The 18,099-nt window shown below is 70.6% G+C and carries 15 protein-coding genes; 3 read left to right on the top strand and 12 right to left on the bottom strand.

The genetic code is table 11. From position 1 onward, the window contains the following. Window positions 1-58 precede the first annotated feature (58 nt). Window positions 59-835 (bottom strand): fumarylacetoacetate hydrolase family protein, encoded by a 777-nt coding sequence (locus ACFQRD_RS05800; protein ID WP_377016425.1) that lies wholly within the window; start codon window positions 833-835, stop codon window positions 59-61. 120 nt (window positions 836-955) lie between these two features. On the opposite strand from ACFQRD_RS05800, the gene ACFQRD_RS05805 reads away from it, so the two are divergent. From ACFQRD_RS05805 to ACFQRD_RS05815, 3 genes are read left to right on the top strand one after another with little or no spacing between them, the layout of a single operon-like run. Next, window positions 956-1,948, top strand: a complete 993-nt coding sequence (locus ACFQRD_RS05805; RefSeq protein WP_377016422.1) for a 3-methyladenine DNA glycosylase — start codon at window positions 956-958, stop codon at window positions 1,946-1,948. 44 nt (window positions 1,949-1,992) lie between these two features. Beyond that, on the top strand, window positions 1,993-2,529 hold the full coding sequence (locus ACFQRD_RS05810) for a PH domain-containing protein (RefSeq protein WP_377016420.1): 537 nt from the start codon (window positions 1,993-1,995) through the stop codon (window positions 2,527-2,529). A 48-nt stretch (window positions 2,530-2,577) separates the two neighbouring features. Then, window positions 2,578-5,136, top strand: coding sequence for a DEAD/DEAH box helicase (locus tag ACFQRD_RS05815; RefSeq protein ID WP_377016418.1), 2,559 nt, complete (start codon window positions 2,578-2,580; stop codon window positions 5,134-5,136). Window positions 5,137-5,241: 105 nt separating this feature from the next. On the opposite strand, the gene ACFQRD_RS05820 is transcribed toward ACFQRD_RS05815, so the two are convergent. The 11 genes from ACFQRD_RS05820 to ACFQRD_RS05870 all read right to left on the bottom strand — a co-directional run bounded on the left by ACFQRD_RS05820 (window position 5,242) and on the right by ACFQRD_RS05870 (window position 18,075). Continuing rightward, window positions 5,242-6,309 (bottom strand): trypsin-like serine peptidase, encoded by a 1,068-nt coding sequence (locus tag ACFQRD_RS05820; protein ID WP_377016416.1) that lies wholly within the window; start codon window positions 6,307-6,309, stop codon window positions 5,242-5,244. A gap of 120 nt (window positions 6,310-6,429) precedes the next feature. Further along, window positions 6,430-6,597, bottom strand: a complete 168-nt coding sequence (locus ACFQRD_RS05825) for a hypothetical protein (RefSeq protein WP_377016414.1) — start codon at window positions 6,595-6,597, stop codon at window positions 6,430-6,432. An 87-nt stretch (window positions 6,598-6,684) separates the two neighbouring features. Beyond that, window positions 6,685-7,230, bottom strand: coding sequence for a glycine cleavage system protein R (locus tag ACFQRD_RS05830; RefSeq protein ID WP_377016412.1), 546 nt, complete (start codon window positions 7,228-7,230; stop codon window positions 6,685-6,687). Between the two features lie 63 nt (window positions 7,231-7,293). Next, entirely contained in the window at window positions 7,294-8,586 is a 1,293-nt protein-coding gene (locus ACFQRD_RS05835; protein WP_377016410.1) for a nitrate/nitrite transporter, read from the bottom strand. A 277-nt stretch (window positions 8,587-8,863) separates the two neighbouring features. Next, window positions 8,864-10,489 carry a citramalate synthase gene (gene cimA, locus ACFQRD_RS05840; RefSeq protein WP_377016408.1) on the bottom strand — a complete coding sequence of 542 codons (1,626 nt, stop codon included), beginning with the start codon at window positions 10,487-10,489 and terminating at the stop codon, window positions 8,864-8,866. Between the two features lie 5 nt (window positions 10,490-10,494). Next, window positions 10,495-11,586, bottom strand: coding sequence for a branched-chain amino acid aminotransferase (locus tag ACFQRD_RS05845; RefSeq protein WP_377016406.1), 1,092 nt, complete (start codon window positions 11,584-11,586; stop codon window positions 10,495-10,497). A 54-nt stretch (window positions 11,587-11,640) separates the two neighbouring features. Then, entirely contained in the window at window positions 11,641-12,711 is a 1,071-nt protein-coding gene (locus tag ACFQRD_RS05850; protein ID WP_377016404.1) for a 3-isopropylmalate dehydrogenase, read from the bottom strand. 88 nt (window positions 12,712-12,799) lie between these two features. Then, window positions 12,800-14,407 carry a phosphoglycerate dehydrogenase gene (gene serA, locus ACFQRD_RS05855; RefSeq protein WP_377016402.1) on the bottom strand — a complete coding sequence of 536 codons (1,608 nt, stop codon included), beginning with the start codon at window positions 14,405-14,407 and terminating at the stop codon, window positions 12,800-12,802. Window positions 14,408-14,568: 161 nt separating this feature from the next. Then, a complete protein-coding gene (gene ilvC, locus ACFQRD_RS05860) occupies window positions 14,569-15,615 on the bottom strand; it encodes a ketol-acid reductoisomerase (protein WP_377017254.1) in 1,047 nt (348 codons plus the stop codon). 163 nt (window positions 15,616-15,778) lie between these two features. After that, window positions 15,779-16,315, bottom strand: coding sequence for an acetolactate synthase small subunit (gene ilvN, locus ACFQRD_RS05865; RefSeq protein WP_377794122.1), 537 nt, complete (start codon window positions 16,313-16,315; stop codon window positions 15,779-15,781). Between the two features lie 2 nt (window positions 16,316-16,317). Then, a complete protein-coding gene (locus ACFQRD_RS05870; protein WP_377016398.1) occupies window positions 16,318-18,075 on the bottom strand; it encodes an acetolactate synthase large subunit in 1,758 nt (585 codons plus the stop codon). Window positions 18,076-18,099 lie beyond the last annotated feature (24 nt).

Below are 18,099 nucleotides of genomic sequence, written 5' to 3' on the forward strand. Positions count from 1 at the left end.
TCCTGGGGTCGGGCGATGAGGAATGGTGGGCCGGAGGGGACGCGGCGGGCGGCTCGGGTCAGCGGCGGACGACGGGGTTGGTCAGCGTGCCGATGCCCTGGATCGTGATGTCGATGCTCGAGCCGGCCTCGACGGTGCGCACCCCGGCCGGGGTCCCCGTGAGGATCACATCGCCGGGCAGGAGCGTGACCACGGTGGAGATCTCGGCGATCAGGTCGGCGACGGAGCGGACCATGTCGGCGGTGGTGCCGTCCTGAGCCCTCTCCCCGTCCACGCGGGAACCGATGGCGAGCGCCGACGGATCGAGATCGGTCTCCACCCAGGGGCCGATCGGGCAGGAGGTGTCGAAGGCCTTGGCACGGAACCACTGCTGCTCCTCGCGCTGGGTGTCGCGCGCGGTGAGGTCATTGGCGCAGGTGTAGCCGAGGATCGAATCGGTCACGTCCGCGGGGGCGACGTTCCGGGTCATGCGCTTCATGACCACGGCGAGCTCGGCCTCCAGACTGAGCTCCTGGCTGTACTCGGGGATCGTCACGGGATCCCCGGGGCCGACGACGGCCGTGTTGGGCTTGAGGAAGAACAGGGCCTGCTCGGGGACCTCCTCGCCGAACTCCGCGGCGTGCGCGGCATAGTTGCGGCCGACGCACACCACCTTGGAGCGCGGGATGACCGGCGCGAGCAGCCGGACGTCCTCGAGCGGCACGATGGTGCCGGTGGGTCGGATCTCGGTGTACAGGGGGTCACCGGTGATCCCGTAGACCATGTCCTGGCCGTCCTTCTCCTGGACGATGCCGTACATGGGATCTTCGCCGGTGGTGAATCGGGCGATACGCATGGGCGCCAGTCTAGGCCGTCACCGCACCGACGGACCGCCGCTCCTCGGCGTCGAGGCTCGTACCGGCCCGGGCTCGTACGATGGGCCGGCCCGAGGAACCCGCCGTGGAAGGAGCACCAGGTGACCGCGCCCACCGTCCCCGCCCCTACCCGGCTTCTGAGCACCGAGGACGCCGTTGCCGCGCGCCGCACCCACGAAGCGCGCGCCGATGCGCTCACTGCAGGCCACCGCGAGCGCAGACGGCGGGGCGAGAAGCACCCCGTCGAGGACTTCCTGTTCACCTATTACCCCTTCTCCCCCGCCCGGCTGCGCCGGTGGCATCCGGGGTGGGAGGTCTCCTACGACGCCGCCGCCGATCGCGACGAGCACGGGAAGACCCTGATCCCCGACGTCGACGACGCGGGACATCGCTCCTGGTACGTCGACGTCGACGCCGACGGTCGAGCAGGTGACGGGCCGGGCGACGTTCCCGCGGGAACGTCGTGGCGTCGTGCCGACGTGGCCCGCTACCTCTGCGAGCGCGCCGACGCCCTCGCCTTCATGACCAGGCTGCTGTCCTCGTCGTCACTGGCCGCCCGGCGCCCGCAGTTCGGCTGCTTCGGACTGCACGAATGGGCGATGGTCCACCGGCTGCGGCCGGGTCAGCAGCGTCACGAGGACCTGCCTCTGCGGCTGACCCAGGACGAGACCGACGCGGTCGTCGAACGCGAGAACCTGGTGTGCTCCCACATCGATGCCTTCCGGTTCTTCACCCCGTCGGCCGCCCCGCGCAATGAGCTCGAGCCCACCCGTGCCACCCAGGGCGACCTCGACAATCCCGCCTGCCTGCACGTGGGGATGGACCTGTACAAGTGGGCCATGAAGCTCACCCCGCTGGTGCCCTCGGACGTGGTGCTGGACTGCTTCGAGCACGCCCGGGAGACGAGGGTGCTGGACATGGAGGCGAGCCCCTACGACGTGCGGCCGCTGGGCTACGGCGTGGTGCCGATCGAGACCTCGCAGGGCAAGGCCGAGTACGTGCGGCGGCAGCGGGCCCTCGCCGAGCGCGCGGATGAGCTGCGGGGTCGGATTCTTGCCGGGCTCGAGGGACTCGACAGCCTCAGGACGCTGTGAGAACGCCCATGCCCCGCTCCACAGCATCAACAGGGAGTGGCCCCGTGGACAGCGGGAACACGCTGTATGTTGCGCAGCTGGCGCCGGCCTGGCGAATCATGCAGTGGGTGGGATTCGCCGTGCTGACCGTGTTGGCCGCCGGCGCCGCGGCGGCCGTCGCGGTCCTCTCGGTGCTCGCCTTCGAGGGTGGCCAGCGCCCCGTTGCCATCGCTGTGGCGGCAGCAGTGCTCGTTCCCTGGTCTGCACTGATCGTCTATGTGTTCCGCGTGGCGCGGCTGGCCATGATCGTGACCACCGAGGGAATCACCGTCCGCGAGCTGCTGCGCACCCGCCGGGTCCCCTGGGAGCAGGTGCACCTCATCGACGAGGCGCCGCACTGGTATCACCGCCGCTTGACCTGCATCGTCCTCACCGACGGCACCCGCATCGCCCCGCTGGTCACGAACTACCTCAGCCTCAGGCTGCGCGGCGAGCCGTGGGACCGGGCCGCTCGCGACCGGCACGTCCCCATGGTGCCCACACGGCAGGCCGCCGCGGCGCACCGACGCTGGTTGCGGGGCGAGTTCGCGCCGTCGCCCTGAGCAGTCTCCGCGGCAGTGGCGGCCGGCACCGCCTGGCAGACTGGACCCATGCCGATCCTGACGCCGTTCCTGCCCGAGAGCTCATCCTCCGCCGGTCAGGACGGCATCGTCGACGGGTTCGTCGCGGCCCAGGAATCCGTCGGCCGGGTCCTGTACCCGCATCAGGAGGAGGCGCTGCTGGCGGTCGCCGCGGGTGACCATGTCATCGCGGCCACGCCCACCGGCTCCGGCAAGACCACGATCGCCTACGCCGCGATCTTCGCCGCCATGGCCCGCGGGCAGCGCTCCTACTACACCGCCCCCATCAAGGCGCTGGTCAGCGAGAAGTTCTTCGACCTCGTCGCACAGTTCGGCGCCGAGAACGTCGGGATGATGACCGGGGACTCCGCCGTGAATCACGACGCCCCGATCATCGTGTGCACCGCGGAGATCTTCGCCAACCACGCCCTGCGCGACGGCCCCGGCAGCGACGTCGGCCTCGCGGTGATGGACGAGTTCCACTTCTACGGCGATCCGCAGCGCGGCTGGGCCTGGCAGGTGCCGCTGATCGAGCTCCCCGACTGCCAGTTCGTGCTGATGAGCGCCACCCTCGGCGACGTGTCGAGCTTCGAGGATGACCTCGAAGAGCGCACCGGCCGCGACGTGACCACCATCGACGACGCGCCGCGCCCGGTGCCGCTGGACTTCCGCTGGTCCCTGGAGCCGCTGCCGGACACGATCGCGACGATCCTCCAGGACCGGGACGCCCCGGTCTACATCGTCCACTTCACCCAGAAGGACGCCCTCGAGCAGGCGCAGGCGCTGCTGAACCAGAAGATCCTCGCGGCCGACGAGAAGGAGCGGATCCGCGAGATCATCGGCGACTTCCGGTTCTCCAGGGGCTTCGGCCAGTCGCTGTCGAAGCTGGTGCGCGAGGGCATCGGCGTCCATCACGCCGGCATGCTCCCCAAGTACCGCCGGCTCGTGGAGAAGCTGGCCCAGTCCGGGCTGCTCAAGGTCATCTGCGGCACCGACACCCTGGGCGTGGGCATCAACGTCCCGATCCGCACCGTGCTGCTGACAGGACTGGCGAAGTTCGACGGCAAGCGGATGCGTCTGCTCAACGCCCGCGAGTTCCACCAGATCGCCGGGCGCGCAGGCCGCGCCGGATACGACACCGTCGGGCACGTCGTGGTGCAGGCGCCGCAGTGGACGATCGACTTCGAGCGCGAGCGAGCCAAGCAGCGGGCTCGGGAGGAGGCCGGCAACGCGCCCAACAACGCGAAGAAGCGCAAGAAGGAGCCCAAGCCCCGGATCCCCGAGGGCGCCGTCTCCTGGTCCGAGCAGAACATGACCAAACTGGTCGAGAACGGGCCCGAGCCGCTGCGCCCGCACCTGCGCATCACCCCGGGCATGGTCCTGGCCCTGATCTCCCGGCCCGGTGACGCGATCGCCGCCGGTCGTCACCTGATCATGACCAGCCACCAGACCCGGATCCAGAAACTGAAGCTGGTGCGCGAGGCCGTCGAGATCTTCCGCAACCTCAAGGAGGCGGAGATCATCGAGGTGCTCGACGAACCGGACCACCTGGGCCGGCGCATCGTCCTGGTCGAGGACCTGCAGCTGGACTTCACGATGAACCAGCCGCTGGCACCGTTCGCGATCGCCATGATCGACTCCCTCGACGAGGAGTCCGAGACCCTCACCCTGGACACCGTCTCGATCATCGAGGCGATCCTCGAGGATCCTCGCCAGATCCTGATGGCCCAGCAGAACGCCGCCAAGGGCGAGCTGCTCGCCGAGCTCAAGGCCGAGGGCGTCGAGTACACCGAGCGCATGGCGAGGCTGGACGAGGTCACGTGGCCCAAGCCGCTGGAGGAGGACCTCGAATCCGCCCTGGAGATCTACGCGAAGACCCGGCCATGGGTGCGCGTCGAGGATCTCTCCCCCAAGTCGATCGTGCGCGAGATGTACGAAACCGGGCAGACCTTCAGCGAGTTCGTCCAGCGCTACGGCCTGCAGCGCTCTGAGGGCATCGTGCTGCGCTACCTCTCGGACGCCTACCAGGCGATGCGCCGCACCCTCCCGCAAGACCTGCGCACCGAGGAGCTCGAGGACCTCATCGAGTGGCTCGGGGTGCTGGTGCGCGGCATCGACTCCTCGCTGCTGGACGAATGGGAGGCCCTGTCCCATCCGGAGGACGCCGACCCCGACGGCGCGACCGAGATCCGCCCCACCACGCCGCGCGGACTCTCCGCCCAGACCAAGGTGCTGCGCACCATGGTGCGCGCCGCGATGTGGCAGCGCGTCGAGCACTTCGCCTTCGAGCGCGAGCAGCGGCTCGGTGAGCTGGACGGCGCCTCGGGCTGGGATCGCCCGCGGTGGGCGGAGGCCATGGACGAGTACTACGACACCTACGACCACGTCGGCATCGACGGGCCGGCCCGCTCCCCACAGCTGCTGCAGATCACCGAGGAGTCAAAGGTGTGGCGGATCCGCCAGGTGCTCGACGATCCCGACCACAACCACGACTGGGGCATCGAGGCCGAGCTCGACCTGGAGGCGACCGACGAGGCCGGGGAGCCGGTCCTGGAGATCACTCACGTCGGCGACATCGCCGACCGCTGACGGTTCAGGAAACAGGCTGCAGCCTGCACACGACAGCACGCAGCGGAAGGGGCCGATGCCCGTGCGGGCACCGGCCCCGTGCCGGGGGTTCCAGCGGTCAGGCCCTCAGGAGGCCCCGGCCTCCGCATAGACCTCCTGGGCCGCGTCCCCGAAGTAGGGCCCGTACATCACGCCCGGCTGGGCGCTGTAGCCGAAGCTGTTGACCGACGTCTGGTATCCGTCCGGTCCGTCCCCGGAGAACCAGGGCCCGCCGGAGGATCCGCCGGTCATGTCACACTCGATGCCCTGGTCGTCGGTGCCGCCCAGGGTGTCGTCCATGCCGTACCCCTGGCAGGATTCCAGCGTCTGGCCATCGAACGGTGCGGCCGCCGGGTATCCGTACGAGGTGTACAGGCCGCCGCGCTCCTGGTTGAAGGCGATGCCGGAGGCGCCGACGGTCTCGGACAGGGTGGCGTCCCCGCTCTCGGGCTCGACCACGGCGAAGGCGACGTCGTAGTTGATGTCCTCCGAGCTGACCCACTGATCGGTGGAGAACAGTTCCGCACCGCTCCACAGGCCGTACGGGGTCTCGCCCTCGTGGTAGCCGGGCGCGAAGACCCAGTTGGTGGCCCAGCTGCCTGCCTCGTGGACGCAGTGCCCGGCGGTGGCGACGGTCGCCTGGTTCCCGGAGGCCACGGCGTTGCCGGAGCAGACGTAGTCGACGCCGCCCTGGGTGAAGAACACCTTGCCGATGTGGTCCGTGTTCGAGGCGACCGCGGCCGGGGCCGCATCACCGGGCGCGGCCTGGGGCTGGGCGGCCTCGCTCGCCTCCTGGGGCGAGGTGCCCGTCTGCGGCTGGGTCCCTCCGGCGACCGAGGGCACCTCCACCGGGGCCGCGGTCTCGACCACCTCCGTCGCCGTCGCGGCAAGGTCCTCCACCAGTTCTCCGGCGGGGGTCGCGGCTTCCATGCGCTCGGCGCTCCAGTACTCCTGGGCGCTGTCCTGCGCGCTCTCGCTCAGCGTGGTGGTCTCGGGCTCGTCGCCGGATGGCTCGGCCGTGGCGAGGCCGGCGCCGCCGAGGGTCAGGGCCGCGGCGAGGACCACCACCCTGGCCGCTCGGAGACGTCGTCCCCGCTGAGGAGGGAACGGCTCGGCAGATGTGCTGGTCCAGTGCTGCGTGGGGTCGACAGTCACAGGAGGGGTCCTTTCGCAGGGGATCGGGAGCGGCGTGAGGGCGCCGCCCCGACACGCTACGTCGTGTGACCCATCGCACCAACCATGTCCGCAGCGTGACACGCGGACAGATGACGATGCTCAGCGCTCCGGCTCCCCCGCTGCGTCGCCCGCATCGCCGCCCTGAGTGGTCTGGTCGTCACGATCCTCGTCCTGGTCCGTCAGCGGCAGCTCCCGGTCGAGCGGGAAGGGGCGCGCATCTCGCCGGCGCTGCGGCGTCCAGTACTCCGCAGCGTGCTCGCCCTCCATGCCCCTCTCGGCGTCCCCTGCTCGTGACAGGGATCGACGCCGAGGATCCTCGGATCGCCGGGCGGTCATGGTGCGCTCCCGGACGTATCAGCCGGCCGCGTCGAGGTCGAGATCGACCATCAGCTCCGCGGCGATCTGCTCGAGCGCCTCGCGGATGTGCGACTCGTCGGTGCCGGCGGCCAGACGCACCTCGGCCTCGGCCTCGAAGAGCAGTCCCCCGCCCTGCGGTGCCTCCCGGGTCCAGCTGCGCAGCCCGTCGATCGTGGCCCCTTGGGAGTGGAGGGCCGTGGTGACCTCACGGACCATGCCGGTGCGATCCTGCCCCAGCAGATGCAGGCGCAGCACGTCCCCGGTCGCAGCTCCGCTCGCCCCCGGGACGGCGGCGGTCGCCTCCACCTCCAGGCCGACCTCGGCGGCCAGTGCCGGCAGCTGGGCGAGGAAGGCCTCGACGCTGCGGTCGGGGAGCTCGACCTGCACGATGCCGGCGAACTTCCCGGCGAGCAGGGCCAGCTGGCTGTCGACCCAGTTCCCTCCGTGCTCATCGACGGCGGCCGCGAGAGCGGCCACCAGACCGGGGCGGTCATCGCCGATGGCGGTGAGCACATAGGTCGTCGTCTGCGTCGGCGTCGTCATACGCCCACACTAGCGCCCTGCCCGCGGACGCACCGCACCGTGCACCAGGGGTGGACGCCCCGGTCAGGCGCGTGCCGGCGCCGGTTCCGGCTCGGAGCGCCCGCCGGCCCGGGCGATGGACCACGTGACCGCGAGCGCCCCCAGCGTGGCCACCGCCAGCAGCAGGATGGCCGGTGAGTAGGTTCCCGTCCGCGCCAGCACCGCCGCCATCACCAGGGGCGGGAAGAAGCCTCCCAGGCCGCCGGCCGCACCGACCACGCCGGTCACCGAGCCGACCACGGAGGGTTCGGTCACCTGGGCGACGAGGGCGAACACGGCTCCGGTGCCCAGCCCGAGACCGGCCGCGACGACGAGGAAGGCGAACGAGCCCACCGGCATCAGCGGCGGATGCGCTGCCACCACGAGCGCCCCGAGGAGCACGGCGAGATAGGACAGCAGGAGCGTTCGGCCCGCGCCGATCCGGTCCGACAGCACCCCGCCGAGGGGCCGCAGGAGCACAGCGGCCACGACGAAGCCGGCCATGCCGTAGGCGGCGACCGCACTGGAGAGCCCGTACCAGGTGCTCAGCAGGGTCGGGAGGAAGACCGTGAAGGCGACATAGCCGCCGAAGGACAGCGCGTAGAGGTAGCAGGCCTGCCAGGTGATCCGCAGACGGAGCACCGAGGCCGTCTGCGTGATGATGTTGCGACGGGACGGGGACCAGGTGGGCGAGGTGGGCATGAACCGCCAGGCCAGCAGCGAGTAGGCCATCAGCACCACGGCAGTGACCACGAACGGTGCCTTGTCCCCGCTCGCGCTGAGCAGAGGCACGGTGGTGAAGGCGCTGAGGGAGGTGCCTCCCATGCTGGCGCCGAAGAGGCCCGTGGCCAGGCCTCGCTTGCCCGCCGGGAACCAGGAGTTCACGTACGGGATGCCGATCGCGAACGCGGTGCCGGCGATGCCCAGGAAGAACCCGCCCACCAGGAGGGCGGGATAGGTGTATTGGCCGATGAAGCCGATGAAGAGCACGGGGACCACGGTGGCCAGCGTGATGGCCGGGAACATGACCCGCCCGCCGAAGCGGTCGGTGAGGGCGCCGACGGGGATCCTGCCCAGGGACCCGACCAGAACGGGAATGGCCACCAGCAGCGAGGCCTCCGGGGCCAGCCCGCGCTCGACATAGATCGGCCCGAGCGGGCTCAGCAGCGTCCAGGCCCAGCAGGCGAGGGCGAAGCCCAAGGTCGCCAGCACCAGCGCCCGGGTCGCGCCGGGTGGGACCGTGCTCCCGGGGTTCCGGGCCGATCGCGGGTCGTTGCCGGAGTCGGACGGGGATGCGGGGCCGGGATGGGGACGGGCGACGAGAGGTTCTGCGGACATGGGACGCTCCGCTCCGAGGAGTGCGCCGGCACGATCGGGACCTGCAGGGGCCCGCGCGCAGCACGATGCGATGTGGTCCCGGTCAGCATGCACGCGGAGGCCCCGGGGGCCTGTGGTGAGCCGCCGTCGGCAAGACCTCGGGTAACGATCCGGTCACGCGCCCGCGCGGGGCGGGTCCTGCGCCGGCGCGGACGCTATGCACGGCGGCCCGACGACTCCGCAGACACGCAGGTCCGCAGGCCCGCAGGTCCGCAGGTCCGCAGGTCCGCAGCGAGAGTTACACGCCCGAGGTGTGCAGTCCCGACTTGTGCAGCCCGTACGTGTACGCGTCCACGATCGCCTCCCAGGAGGCCTCGATGATGTTCGCGCCGACGCCGACGGTCTGGAACTCCAGTCCTGCCCCGGCGGTGCTCACCAGCACGCGGGTGGTGGCGTCCGTGCCGTGGTGGGCATCGAGGATGCGCACCTTGAAGTCCTGCAGCTCGAGCCGCTCGATCAGCGGGAACCGCGAGCGCAGGGCCTGTCGCAGTGCGGTGTCCAGGGCATTGACGGGCCCGTTGCCCTCGGCGATCTCGACGACGCGGGTGCCGCGGCCGTCGTCCCCGAGCTTCACGGTCGCCTCGGATTCCAGGGAGCCGTCGCGCGCCTGGTACGAGGTCGCCCGCCAGGACTCCACCTCGAAGAAGCGCGGCACCCGGCCCATCTCGTCCAGGAGCAGCAGCTCGAAGGACGCGTCAGCGGCCTCGTAGGAGTAGCCGGTCGCCTCGCGCTGTTTGACCGTGGTGGCCAGACGGGTCAGGAGATCGGGCTCGTCGGTCAGATCGAAGCCGAGCTCGCGGCCCTTGAGCTCGATCGATGCGCGCCCGGCCATGTCGGAGATGATCATGCGCATGTCGTTGCCGACGGCACGCGGATCGGTGTGCTGATAGAGGTCGGGGTCCACGCGGATCGCACTGGCGTGGAGCCCGGCCTTGTGCGCGAAAGCGCTGGCCCCGACGTACGGCGCCCGGGTGGTCACCGGCATGTTCACGATCTCGCCGATGGCGTGGGCGACCCGGGTGGTCTCGGCCAGCGTCTCCTCGGGCACCAGCTCCAGGCCCATCTTCAGCTGCAGGTCCGCGAGCATGGTGACGAGGTCCGCGTTGCCGGTGCGCTCGCCGTAGCCGTTGACACAGCCCTGGATGTGGTCGATGCCGGCTCGCACCGCGGTGAGGGCGTTGGCGACCGCGCAGCCGGAGTCGTTGTGGGTGTGGATCCCCAGGCGCGCCTGCGGCGAGCCCGCCGCCCCCAGACGCGAGCGCAGATCCGCGATGATCTCGGCGACCTGGTGCGGGAGCATTCCGCCGTTGGTGTCGCACAGGACGACCACCCCGGCGCCCGCCTCGACGGCGGCGAGGACCACCGAGGTGGTGTAGGCGGGATCGTCGACGAAGCCGTCGAAGAAGTGCTCGGCGTCGACGAAGACCTCGCGGCCGAGGCCCACCAGGTGCGCCACGGTCTCGCGCACCATCGCGAGGTTCTCCTCGCCGCTGGTCCGCAGCGCCCCGGTGACGTGGCGCAGGTCGGATTTCGCGACCAGGGTGATGGTGGGAGCGGCGGAGTCGACCAGCGCCCGGACCTGGGCGTCCTCGGCGACGTCCACGCCGGCCTTGCGGGTGGAGCCGAATGCGGCGAGCCGGGCGGTGTGCAGCTCCAGCTCGCCGGCGGCGCGGGCGAAGAACTCCGTGTCCCGGGGCACGGCCCCGGGCCACCCGCCCTCGATGTAGGTCACCCCGAGCTCGTCGAGGTGGCGGGCGACGGCGAGCTTGTCGGCGACCGACAGGCTCAGCCCCTCCTGCTGCGAGCCGTCACGCAGAGTGGTGTCGTAGAGATGGAAGCCGGGGATCGGTGCGACGGGGGTCATGGCACTCACACCAGCCTCGTCATCCAGCCGTGCCGGTCGGGGATCCGGCCGTACTGGATGTCGGTGATCTCCTGGCGCAGGGCCAGAGTCGTCTTCCCCGAGCCCCCGTCGCCGACGGTCCAGGACCCACCGAGCGCGCGGAACTCGCCGATCGGGTTGATGACCGCGGCGGTGCCGCAGGCGAACATCTCGGTGATCTCGCCGGAGCTGACCTGCTCGAGCACGTCGCTCATCGCCAGGCGCTGCTCGACGCGCTCGAGCCCGCGGTCAGCGGCCAGGGCCAGCACGGATTCGCGGGTGATGCCCTCGAGGATCGATCCGGTGATGCTCGGGGTGAGCAGACGGCCGTCGGCGGTGATCGCGAAGACGTTCATCCCGGAGAGCTCGTCGATGTTCGTGCGCGTCTCGGAATCCAGGAACAGCACCTCGTCGGCCCCGTGCTCGAGGGCCTCGGCCTTGCCCAGCAGGGAGGAGGCGTAGTTGCCGCCGCACTTGGCGGCGCCGGTGCCGCCGGCGCCCGCGCGGGAGTACTCGTCGCTGATCCACACCACCAGCGGCTGCACGCCCCGGGGGAAATAGGCGCCGGCCGGGGAGGCGATGACGTAGTACTCCACGCGGCGGGAGGCCCGGACCCCGAGGAACTCCTCGCTGGCGAACATGAAGGGGCGCAGGTACAGCGACTCCTCGGTGGTGGGTGCGGGCACCCAGGGCTCGTCGGCAGCGACGAGCGCCGTGAGGGAGGTGAGGAAGGCGTCGGTCGCCAGCTCCGGCAGGGCGAGCCGGCGGGCGGAGGCCTGCATCCGCTCGGCATTGCGCTCGGGGCGGAAGGTCCACACGGACCCATCGGCATGGCGGAACGCCTTCAGCCCCTCGAAGATCTCCTGGGCGTAGTGCAGCACGGCGGAGGCGGGCGAGAGCTGGATCGGGCCGTACGGGACCACCTCGCCCTCGTCCCAGCCGGCGTCGGCGGTCCACGTCGCATGGGCCATGAAGTCGGTGAAGTAGGTGCCGAAGCCCGGGTCGGCGAGGATGCGGGCGCGCTCGTCGTCGCCGATGCGACGGGCCTGTTCGGTGTGGGGGAAGGCGAGCGCGCTCACGGGAGTCTCCTCGGGTCGGTGGCGGTCAGGGCACAAGTCTTGCAGGGTCGCGGGTCAGCGTCCGGAGATCGCGGCGACCAGGGCGTCCCCGATCGCGGTGGTCCCGCGGTCGCCCGGACCACTGGGCTGGGCGCGGGCGGAGAGGTCCTGCTCGACGGCGGCGCGGACCGTGGCGGCCGGTCCGCCGTGACCGAGGTGGTCCAGCAGCAGGGCGACCGAGAGCACCGTCGCGGTGGGGTCGGCGAGGCCCTTCCCGGCGATGTCGGGGGCGGAGCCGTGGACCGGTTCGAACATGGAGGGGAAGGCGCCGGTGGGGTTGATGTTGGCGCTCGCGGCCAGGCCGATGCCGCCGCCGACGGCCGCGGCGAGGTCGGTGACGATGTCGCCGAAGAGGTTGTCGGTGACGATCACGTCGAAGCGGGAGGGGTCGGTGACCAGGTAGATCATGGTGGCGTCGACGTGGGCGTAGTCGACCTCGACGCCCGGGTGCTCCGCGCCGACCTCCTCGACGATGCGGCGCCACAGGTGACCGGCGTGGACCAGCACGTTGTGCTTGTGCACCAGGGTCAGCTTCCCCCGGCGCTTCTCGGCCTGCTCGAACGCGTAGCGCACCACGCGCTCGACGCCGACGGCGGTATTGAGGGAGACCTCGGTGGCGACCTCGAGCGGCGTCCCGGTGCGCATCGAGCCGCCGTTGCCGACGTACGGCCCCTCGGTGCCCTCACGCACCACCAGGAAGTCCACCTCGCTGGGATCTGCCAGGGGCGAGTCCACGCCGGGGAACAGCCGTGTCGGACGCAGATTCACGTACTGGTCGAAGCCGAAGCGGAGCGTCAGCAGCAGCCCGCGCTCGAGGACGCCCGAGGGGACGTCGGGGTCGCCGACGGCGCCGAGCAGGATCGCGTCGTGCTCGGCCAGGCGCGCCATGTCCTCATCGGTCAGGGTCTCGCCCGTGCGGTGCCAGCGCCCCGCGCCGAGGTCGAAGTCCGTGGTCTCGACGCTGACCCCGGCCGGTTCGAGGGCCGCCCGAAGGGCCCGCACACCCTGCGGGACGACCTCGTGGCCGATGCCGTCCCCCTCGATGACGGCGAGGCGGAGGGTGCTGCTCGGGCTGGCGGTGCTCATGGGGACTCCGGTTCTGCGGGATGCGTCAGGAGGTGGGATCAGTCAGGGGCCGGCTCGGTCAGGTGACCGGATCGGTCAGGGAACGGGGTCAGTAGACGAGGTCGACGGCGTGGATGGAATGGGCGCCGATCGACGCGCCGATCGATTCGGCGAGCTCGCGATCCACGGAGACGTCCAGGTCGAGGACCACCAGGGCCTCGGCGCCGGGGCCGTTCCCGGCGCGGGAGACCTGCATGCCGGCGATGTTCACGCCTGCTTCGCCCAGATGGGCGCCGTACTGGCCGATCAGGCCGGGGCCGTCGTCGTAGCGGATCATCAGCAGATGATCGCTCAGCGGCACGTCGAGCTCGTGGCCGCCGACCTCGATTAGCTTGTGGGCCTGCTCGACGCCGCTGAGGGTGCCCGAGACCGAGACCACCTGGCCGTCACGGAGCGTGCCGCGGATGGTGATGACGTTGCGGAACCGCTCCGAGGTCTCGTCGGTCACGAGCTGGACCGTGATGCCGCGCTCCTCCGCCATCACCGGGGCGTTGACGTAGCTGACCTGCTCGGTGACCACGCTGCGGAAGATGCCGCGCAGCGCGGAGAGCTTCAGGGCGGTGACGTCGCGCGAGGCGATCTCGCCGTGGACCTCGATGTCCAGCAGGTCCGGCGCCTCGGCGGCCAGAGCCGTGAACAGCTGGCCGAGGCGGTCGGCGAGGGCCACACCGGGGCGCACCTCGTCATCCAGGGCACCGCCGGCGACGTTGACCGCGTCGGGCACCAGCTCACCGGCAAGTGCCAGCCGCACGGACTTGGCGACGGCCACGCCGGCCTTCTCCTGCGCCTCGGCGGTGGAGGCGCCCAGGTGCGGAGTGAGCGTGACGCTGTCGAGCTCGAGCAGCCGCGCCGCGGTCTCGGAGGTGGACGGGGGCTCGGAGGTGTACACGTCCAGTGCCGCACCGGCGATCCGCCCGGCCGACAGCGCCTCGTAGAGGGCCTCCTCGTCGATCAGCCCGCCGCGGGCGGCGTTGACGATGTGCAGGTTCGGCTTCGCCAGGGCGAACTGCTCGGCACCGATCAGGCCCGTGGTCTCGGGCGTCTTGGGCATGTGCACCGTGACGATGTCCGCGGCGCTCATCAGCTCGTCCAGCTCGACCACGCGGGCGCCGAGCTCGGCGGCGCGGGTGTGGTTGACGTAGGGGTCATAGGCGAGCAGGTCCACGCCGAAGGGCGTCAGCCGCTCGGCGACCAGCTGACCGATGCGGCCGAAGCCGACGATGCCGACCGTCTTGCCGAGAAGCTCGACGCCGCTGAGCTGCTTGCGCTCCCAGCGTCCCGCCTTGACCGACGCGTCGGCGCGAGCGAGGTTGCGCAGCGACGCGAGCACGAGGGAGACCGCGAGCTCCGCGGCGGAGACGATGTTGGAGGTGGGGGCGTTGATGACCATGACGCCTGCGGTGGTGGCGGCCTTGACGTCGACGTTGTCCAGGCCCACGCCCGCGCGGGCGACGACCTTCAGGCCGGGGGCGGCGGCGAACAGTTCGGCGTCCACGGCGGTGGCCGAGCGCACGAGCAGGGCGTCGGCCTCGGCGACGGCCTCGAGCAGGGCGGGACGGTCGGTGCCGTCGACGTGGCGGACATCGGCGTCGTTGCCGAAGACCTCGATGGTGGCGGGCGAGAGTTCTTCGGCGAGGAGCACGACGGGACGCGTCACGGGATGTACCTCCGGGTCGGGTGGCAGCACCCGGGGATGCCGTCTCCGGGGCCAGGAAAAGAATACGTCGGTGTCCGCCATGCGATCACGCAAGTCATCATGCGAGATGCCGGCGGCGGGCGCACCGTGAGGGCGCGCCCGCCGCTCTCAGCGGGCGGTGATCAGCGCGCGGCGCTGCCCTCGGTGTATCCGTCCACGCTCTCCTTGTTCCACGAGAACATCTTGCGCAGATCCTTGCCGACCGCCTCGATCGGGTGAGCCGCCTCCTGCTCGCGGAGCTTGGTGAACTCCGGGGCGCCGGCGTCCTGATCATCGATGAAGCGCTGGGCGAAGGAGCCGTCCTGGATGTCGGAGAGGATGTCCTTCATGGTGGCCTTGGTCTCGTCGGTCACCAGGCGCGGGCCGGAGACGTAGTCGCCGAACTCCGCGGTGTCCGAGCAGGACCAGCGCTGCTTGGTGATGCCGCCCTCGTTGATGAGGTCGACGATCAGCTTCAGCTCGTGGAGGACCTCGAAGTAGGCGATCTGCGGCTGGTACCCGGCCTCGGTGAGGGTCTCGAACCCGGCCTGGATCAGGTGGCTCACGCCGCCGCACAGCACGGCCTGCTCACCGAACAGGTCGGTCTCGGTCTCCTCGGTGAAGGTGGTCTTGATGACGCCGGCGCGGGTGCCGCCGATGCCCTTGGCGTAGGCCAGCACAAGGTCCCAGGCGGAGCCGGAGGCGTCCTGCTCGACGGCGACGATGTCCGGGATGCCGCGGCCGGCGACGAATTCGCGGCGCACGGTGTGGCCGGGGGCCTTCGGGGCGATCAGGAGCACGTCGACGCCCTCGGGCACCTCGATGTAGCCGAAGCGGATGTTGAAGCCGTGGGCGAAGGCGAGCGCCTTGCCCTCGCTCAGGTGCGGCTTGATGGACTCCGCGTAGACCTTCCGCTGGTCCTGGTCCGGGGTGAGGATCATGATCACGTCGGCCCACTCGGAGACCTCGGCGACGGTGCCGACGCCCAGGCCCTCCTCCTCGACCTTGGCGCGGGAGGAGGATCCCTCGCGCAGGCCGACGCGGACCTCGACGCCGCTGTCGCGCAGGTTCAGCGCATGGGCGTGGCCCTGTGAGCCGAAGCCGACGACGGCGACCTTCTTGCCCTGGATGATCGAGAGGTCGGCGTTGTCGTCGTAGTAGATCTCAGCCACGATGTGCTCCTTTGTCAGTGTGAGGTTCCGGTGAGCCGGTGCGAGGTTCCGGCGAGCCGGGCGACGGGTCGATCCTATCGCCGGGTGTCTTACGTAGTGAGAGGGCGTCTTCAGATGTGGGATGCGACCGCGCGGGTCAGGTGGGGGACCTGGGTCTCAGGATCCCCTCGGCGCGCTCGGGTCAGCCCAGGAGGCTGCGGTCGGTGATCGCGCGACCGCCGCGGCCGATGGCCACCTCGCCGGACTTGACGATCTCCCGCACCCCGTACGGCTCGAGCATGCCCAGCAGGGCGTCGAGCTTGTCCTGGGTGCCGGTGGCCTCGATGGTCACCGCGTCGGGTGCGGCGTCGACCACCTTCGCGCGGAACATCTGCACGATCTCCAGCACCGAGGTGCGGGTGGTGGCGTCGGCGCCGACCTTGATCAGGATCAGCTCGCGCTGCACGGTCGCCTTCGCATCGAGCTGGACGATCTTGAGCACGTTGACGAGCTTGTTCAGCTGCTTGGTGATCTGCTCCAGCGGATGCTGATCGACGTCGACGACGACGGTGATCCGGGAGATCTCGGGGTGCTCGGTGGGGCCGACGGCCAGCGAGGCGATGTTGAACCCGCGGCGGGCGAACAGGGCCGCCACGCGGGTGAGGACGCCGGGCTTGTTCTCGACCAGCACCGAGAGGGTCTGGGTATTGGGGCGGGTCACGGAATCGATGTCGTTCATGGTCAGATGTCCCTCTCCCACTCGGGGCTCATGCCCTGCGCGATCTGGATCTGGTCGTTGGAGACGCCGGTGGGCACCATCGGCCACACCATCGCATCGGCGCTGACGGTGAAGTCGACGACCACGGGGCGGTCGTTGATCCCCATGGCCTCCTCGATCGTCGCATCGATGTCCTCGTCGCGCTCGCAGCGCAGGCCGGCGGCTCCGTAGGCCTCGGCGAGCTTGACGAAGTCCGGGATCCGGCGGGTGCCGTGACCGGTGTTGAGGTCGGTGTGCGAGTAGCGCTGGTCGTAGAACAGGTTCTGCCACTGGCGCACCATGCCCAGGCTGGAGTTGTTGATGACGGCCACCTTGATCGGGATGCCGTTGATGACGCAGGTCGCCAGCTCCTGATTGGTCATCTGGAAGCAGCCGTCACCGTCGATGGCCCACACGGTCCGCTCGGGCTGGCCGACCTTCGCGCCCATCGCGGCCGGCACCGCGTAGCCCATCGTGCCCAGGCCCCCGGAGTTGATCCAGGAGCACGGCCGCTCGTAGCCGACGAACTGGCTCGACCACATCTGGTGCTGGCCCACGCCGGCGACGAAGACCGACTCCGGCCCGGAGATCGCACCGATCCGCGAGATCACCTTCTGCGGCGCGGTGAAGCCGTCCTCGGTCGCGGTCCATCCCAGCGGGTAGTTCTCCCGCAGCATGTTCAGCGTGTTCCACCAGGCCTCGTGGTCGCGCGTGTCGTCCTCGGCGATGCGCGAGCGCAGCTCCGTCGTCAGCAGCGTGGCGACGTCGCCCGCCTGGCCGACGATCGGCACGTCGGCCTCACGGTTCTTGGAGATCTCGGCCGGATCGACATCGGCATGGACGATCTTCGCGCCCGGCGCGAAGGTGTCCAGGCGGCCCGTGACACGGTCGTCGAAACGGGCACCGATGGCCACGATGAGATCCGCCCGCTGCAGCGCGGAGACGGCGGCCACGGTGCCGTGCATGCCCGGCATGCCCAGATGGCTGGGGTGGGAATCGGGCAGGGCGCCGCGGGCCATCAGGGTGGTGGTGAAGGGCACCCCGGAGACGTCGATCAGCTCGCCGACCTCGCGCGAGGCGCCTCCGCGCAGCACGCCCCCGCCGAGCAGGAACACGGGGCGCTCGGCCTCCATCAGCAGCGAGACGGCCTCGCGGATCTGCTTGCTGTGCGGCCGCGGCTCGGGCCGGTACCCGGGCAGGTCGAGGGTTTCGGGCCAGACGAAGTCGGTGGTGGCCTGCTGGGCGTCCTTGGTGACGTCCACGAGCACCACGCCGGGGCGGCCCGTCGAGGCGATGTGGAAGGCCTGCTTGATGACCTTGGGGATGTCATCGGCGTTCTTGACCAGGAAGTTGTGCTTGGTCACGGGCATCGTCATGCCGACGATGTCCGCCTCCTGGAAGCCGTCGGTACCGATCAGGGACGAGGCGACCTGGCCGGTGATCGCGACCATCGGGATCGAGTCCATCTGCGCGTCGGCGATGGCGGTGATGAGGTTGGTGGCGCCCGGGCCCGAGGTGGCCAGGCACACGCCGACCTTGCCGGTGGCGTGGGCGTAGCCGCTGGCGGCGTGTCCGGCACCCTGCTCGTGGCGCACCAGCACGTGGCGCAGGGTCTTGGCGTCCATCAACGGGTCGTAGGTCGGCAGGATCGCGCCGCCGGGAAGACCGAAGACGACCTCGGCCCCGGCGTGCTCGAGGGACTCGACCAGCGCCTGTGCGCCGGTCATCTGCTGCGGGGTCATCGATACTCCTTCGTCGGCTCGGAC

Source organism: Brachybacterium sp. GCM10030268, from assembly GCF_042666305.1.
GTDB lineage: Bacteria > Actinomycetota > Actinomycetes > Actinomycetales > Dermabacteraceae > Brachybacterium.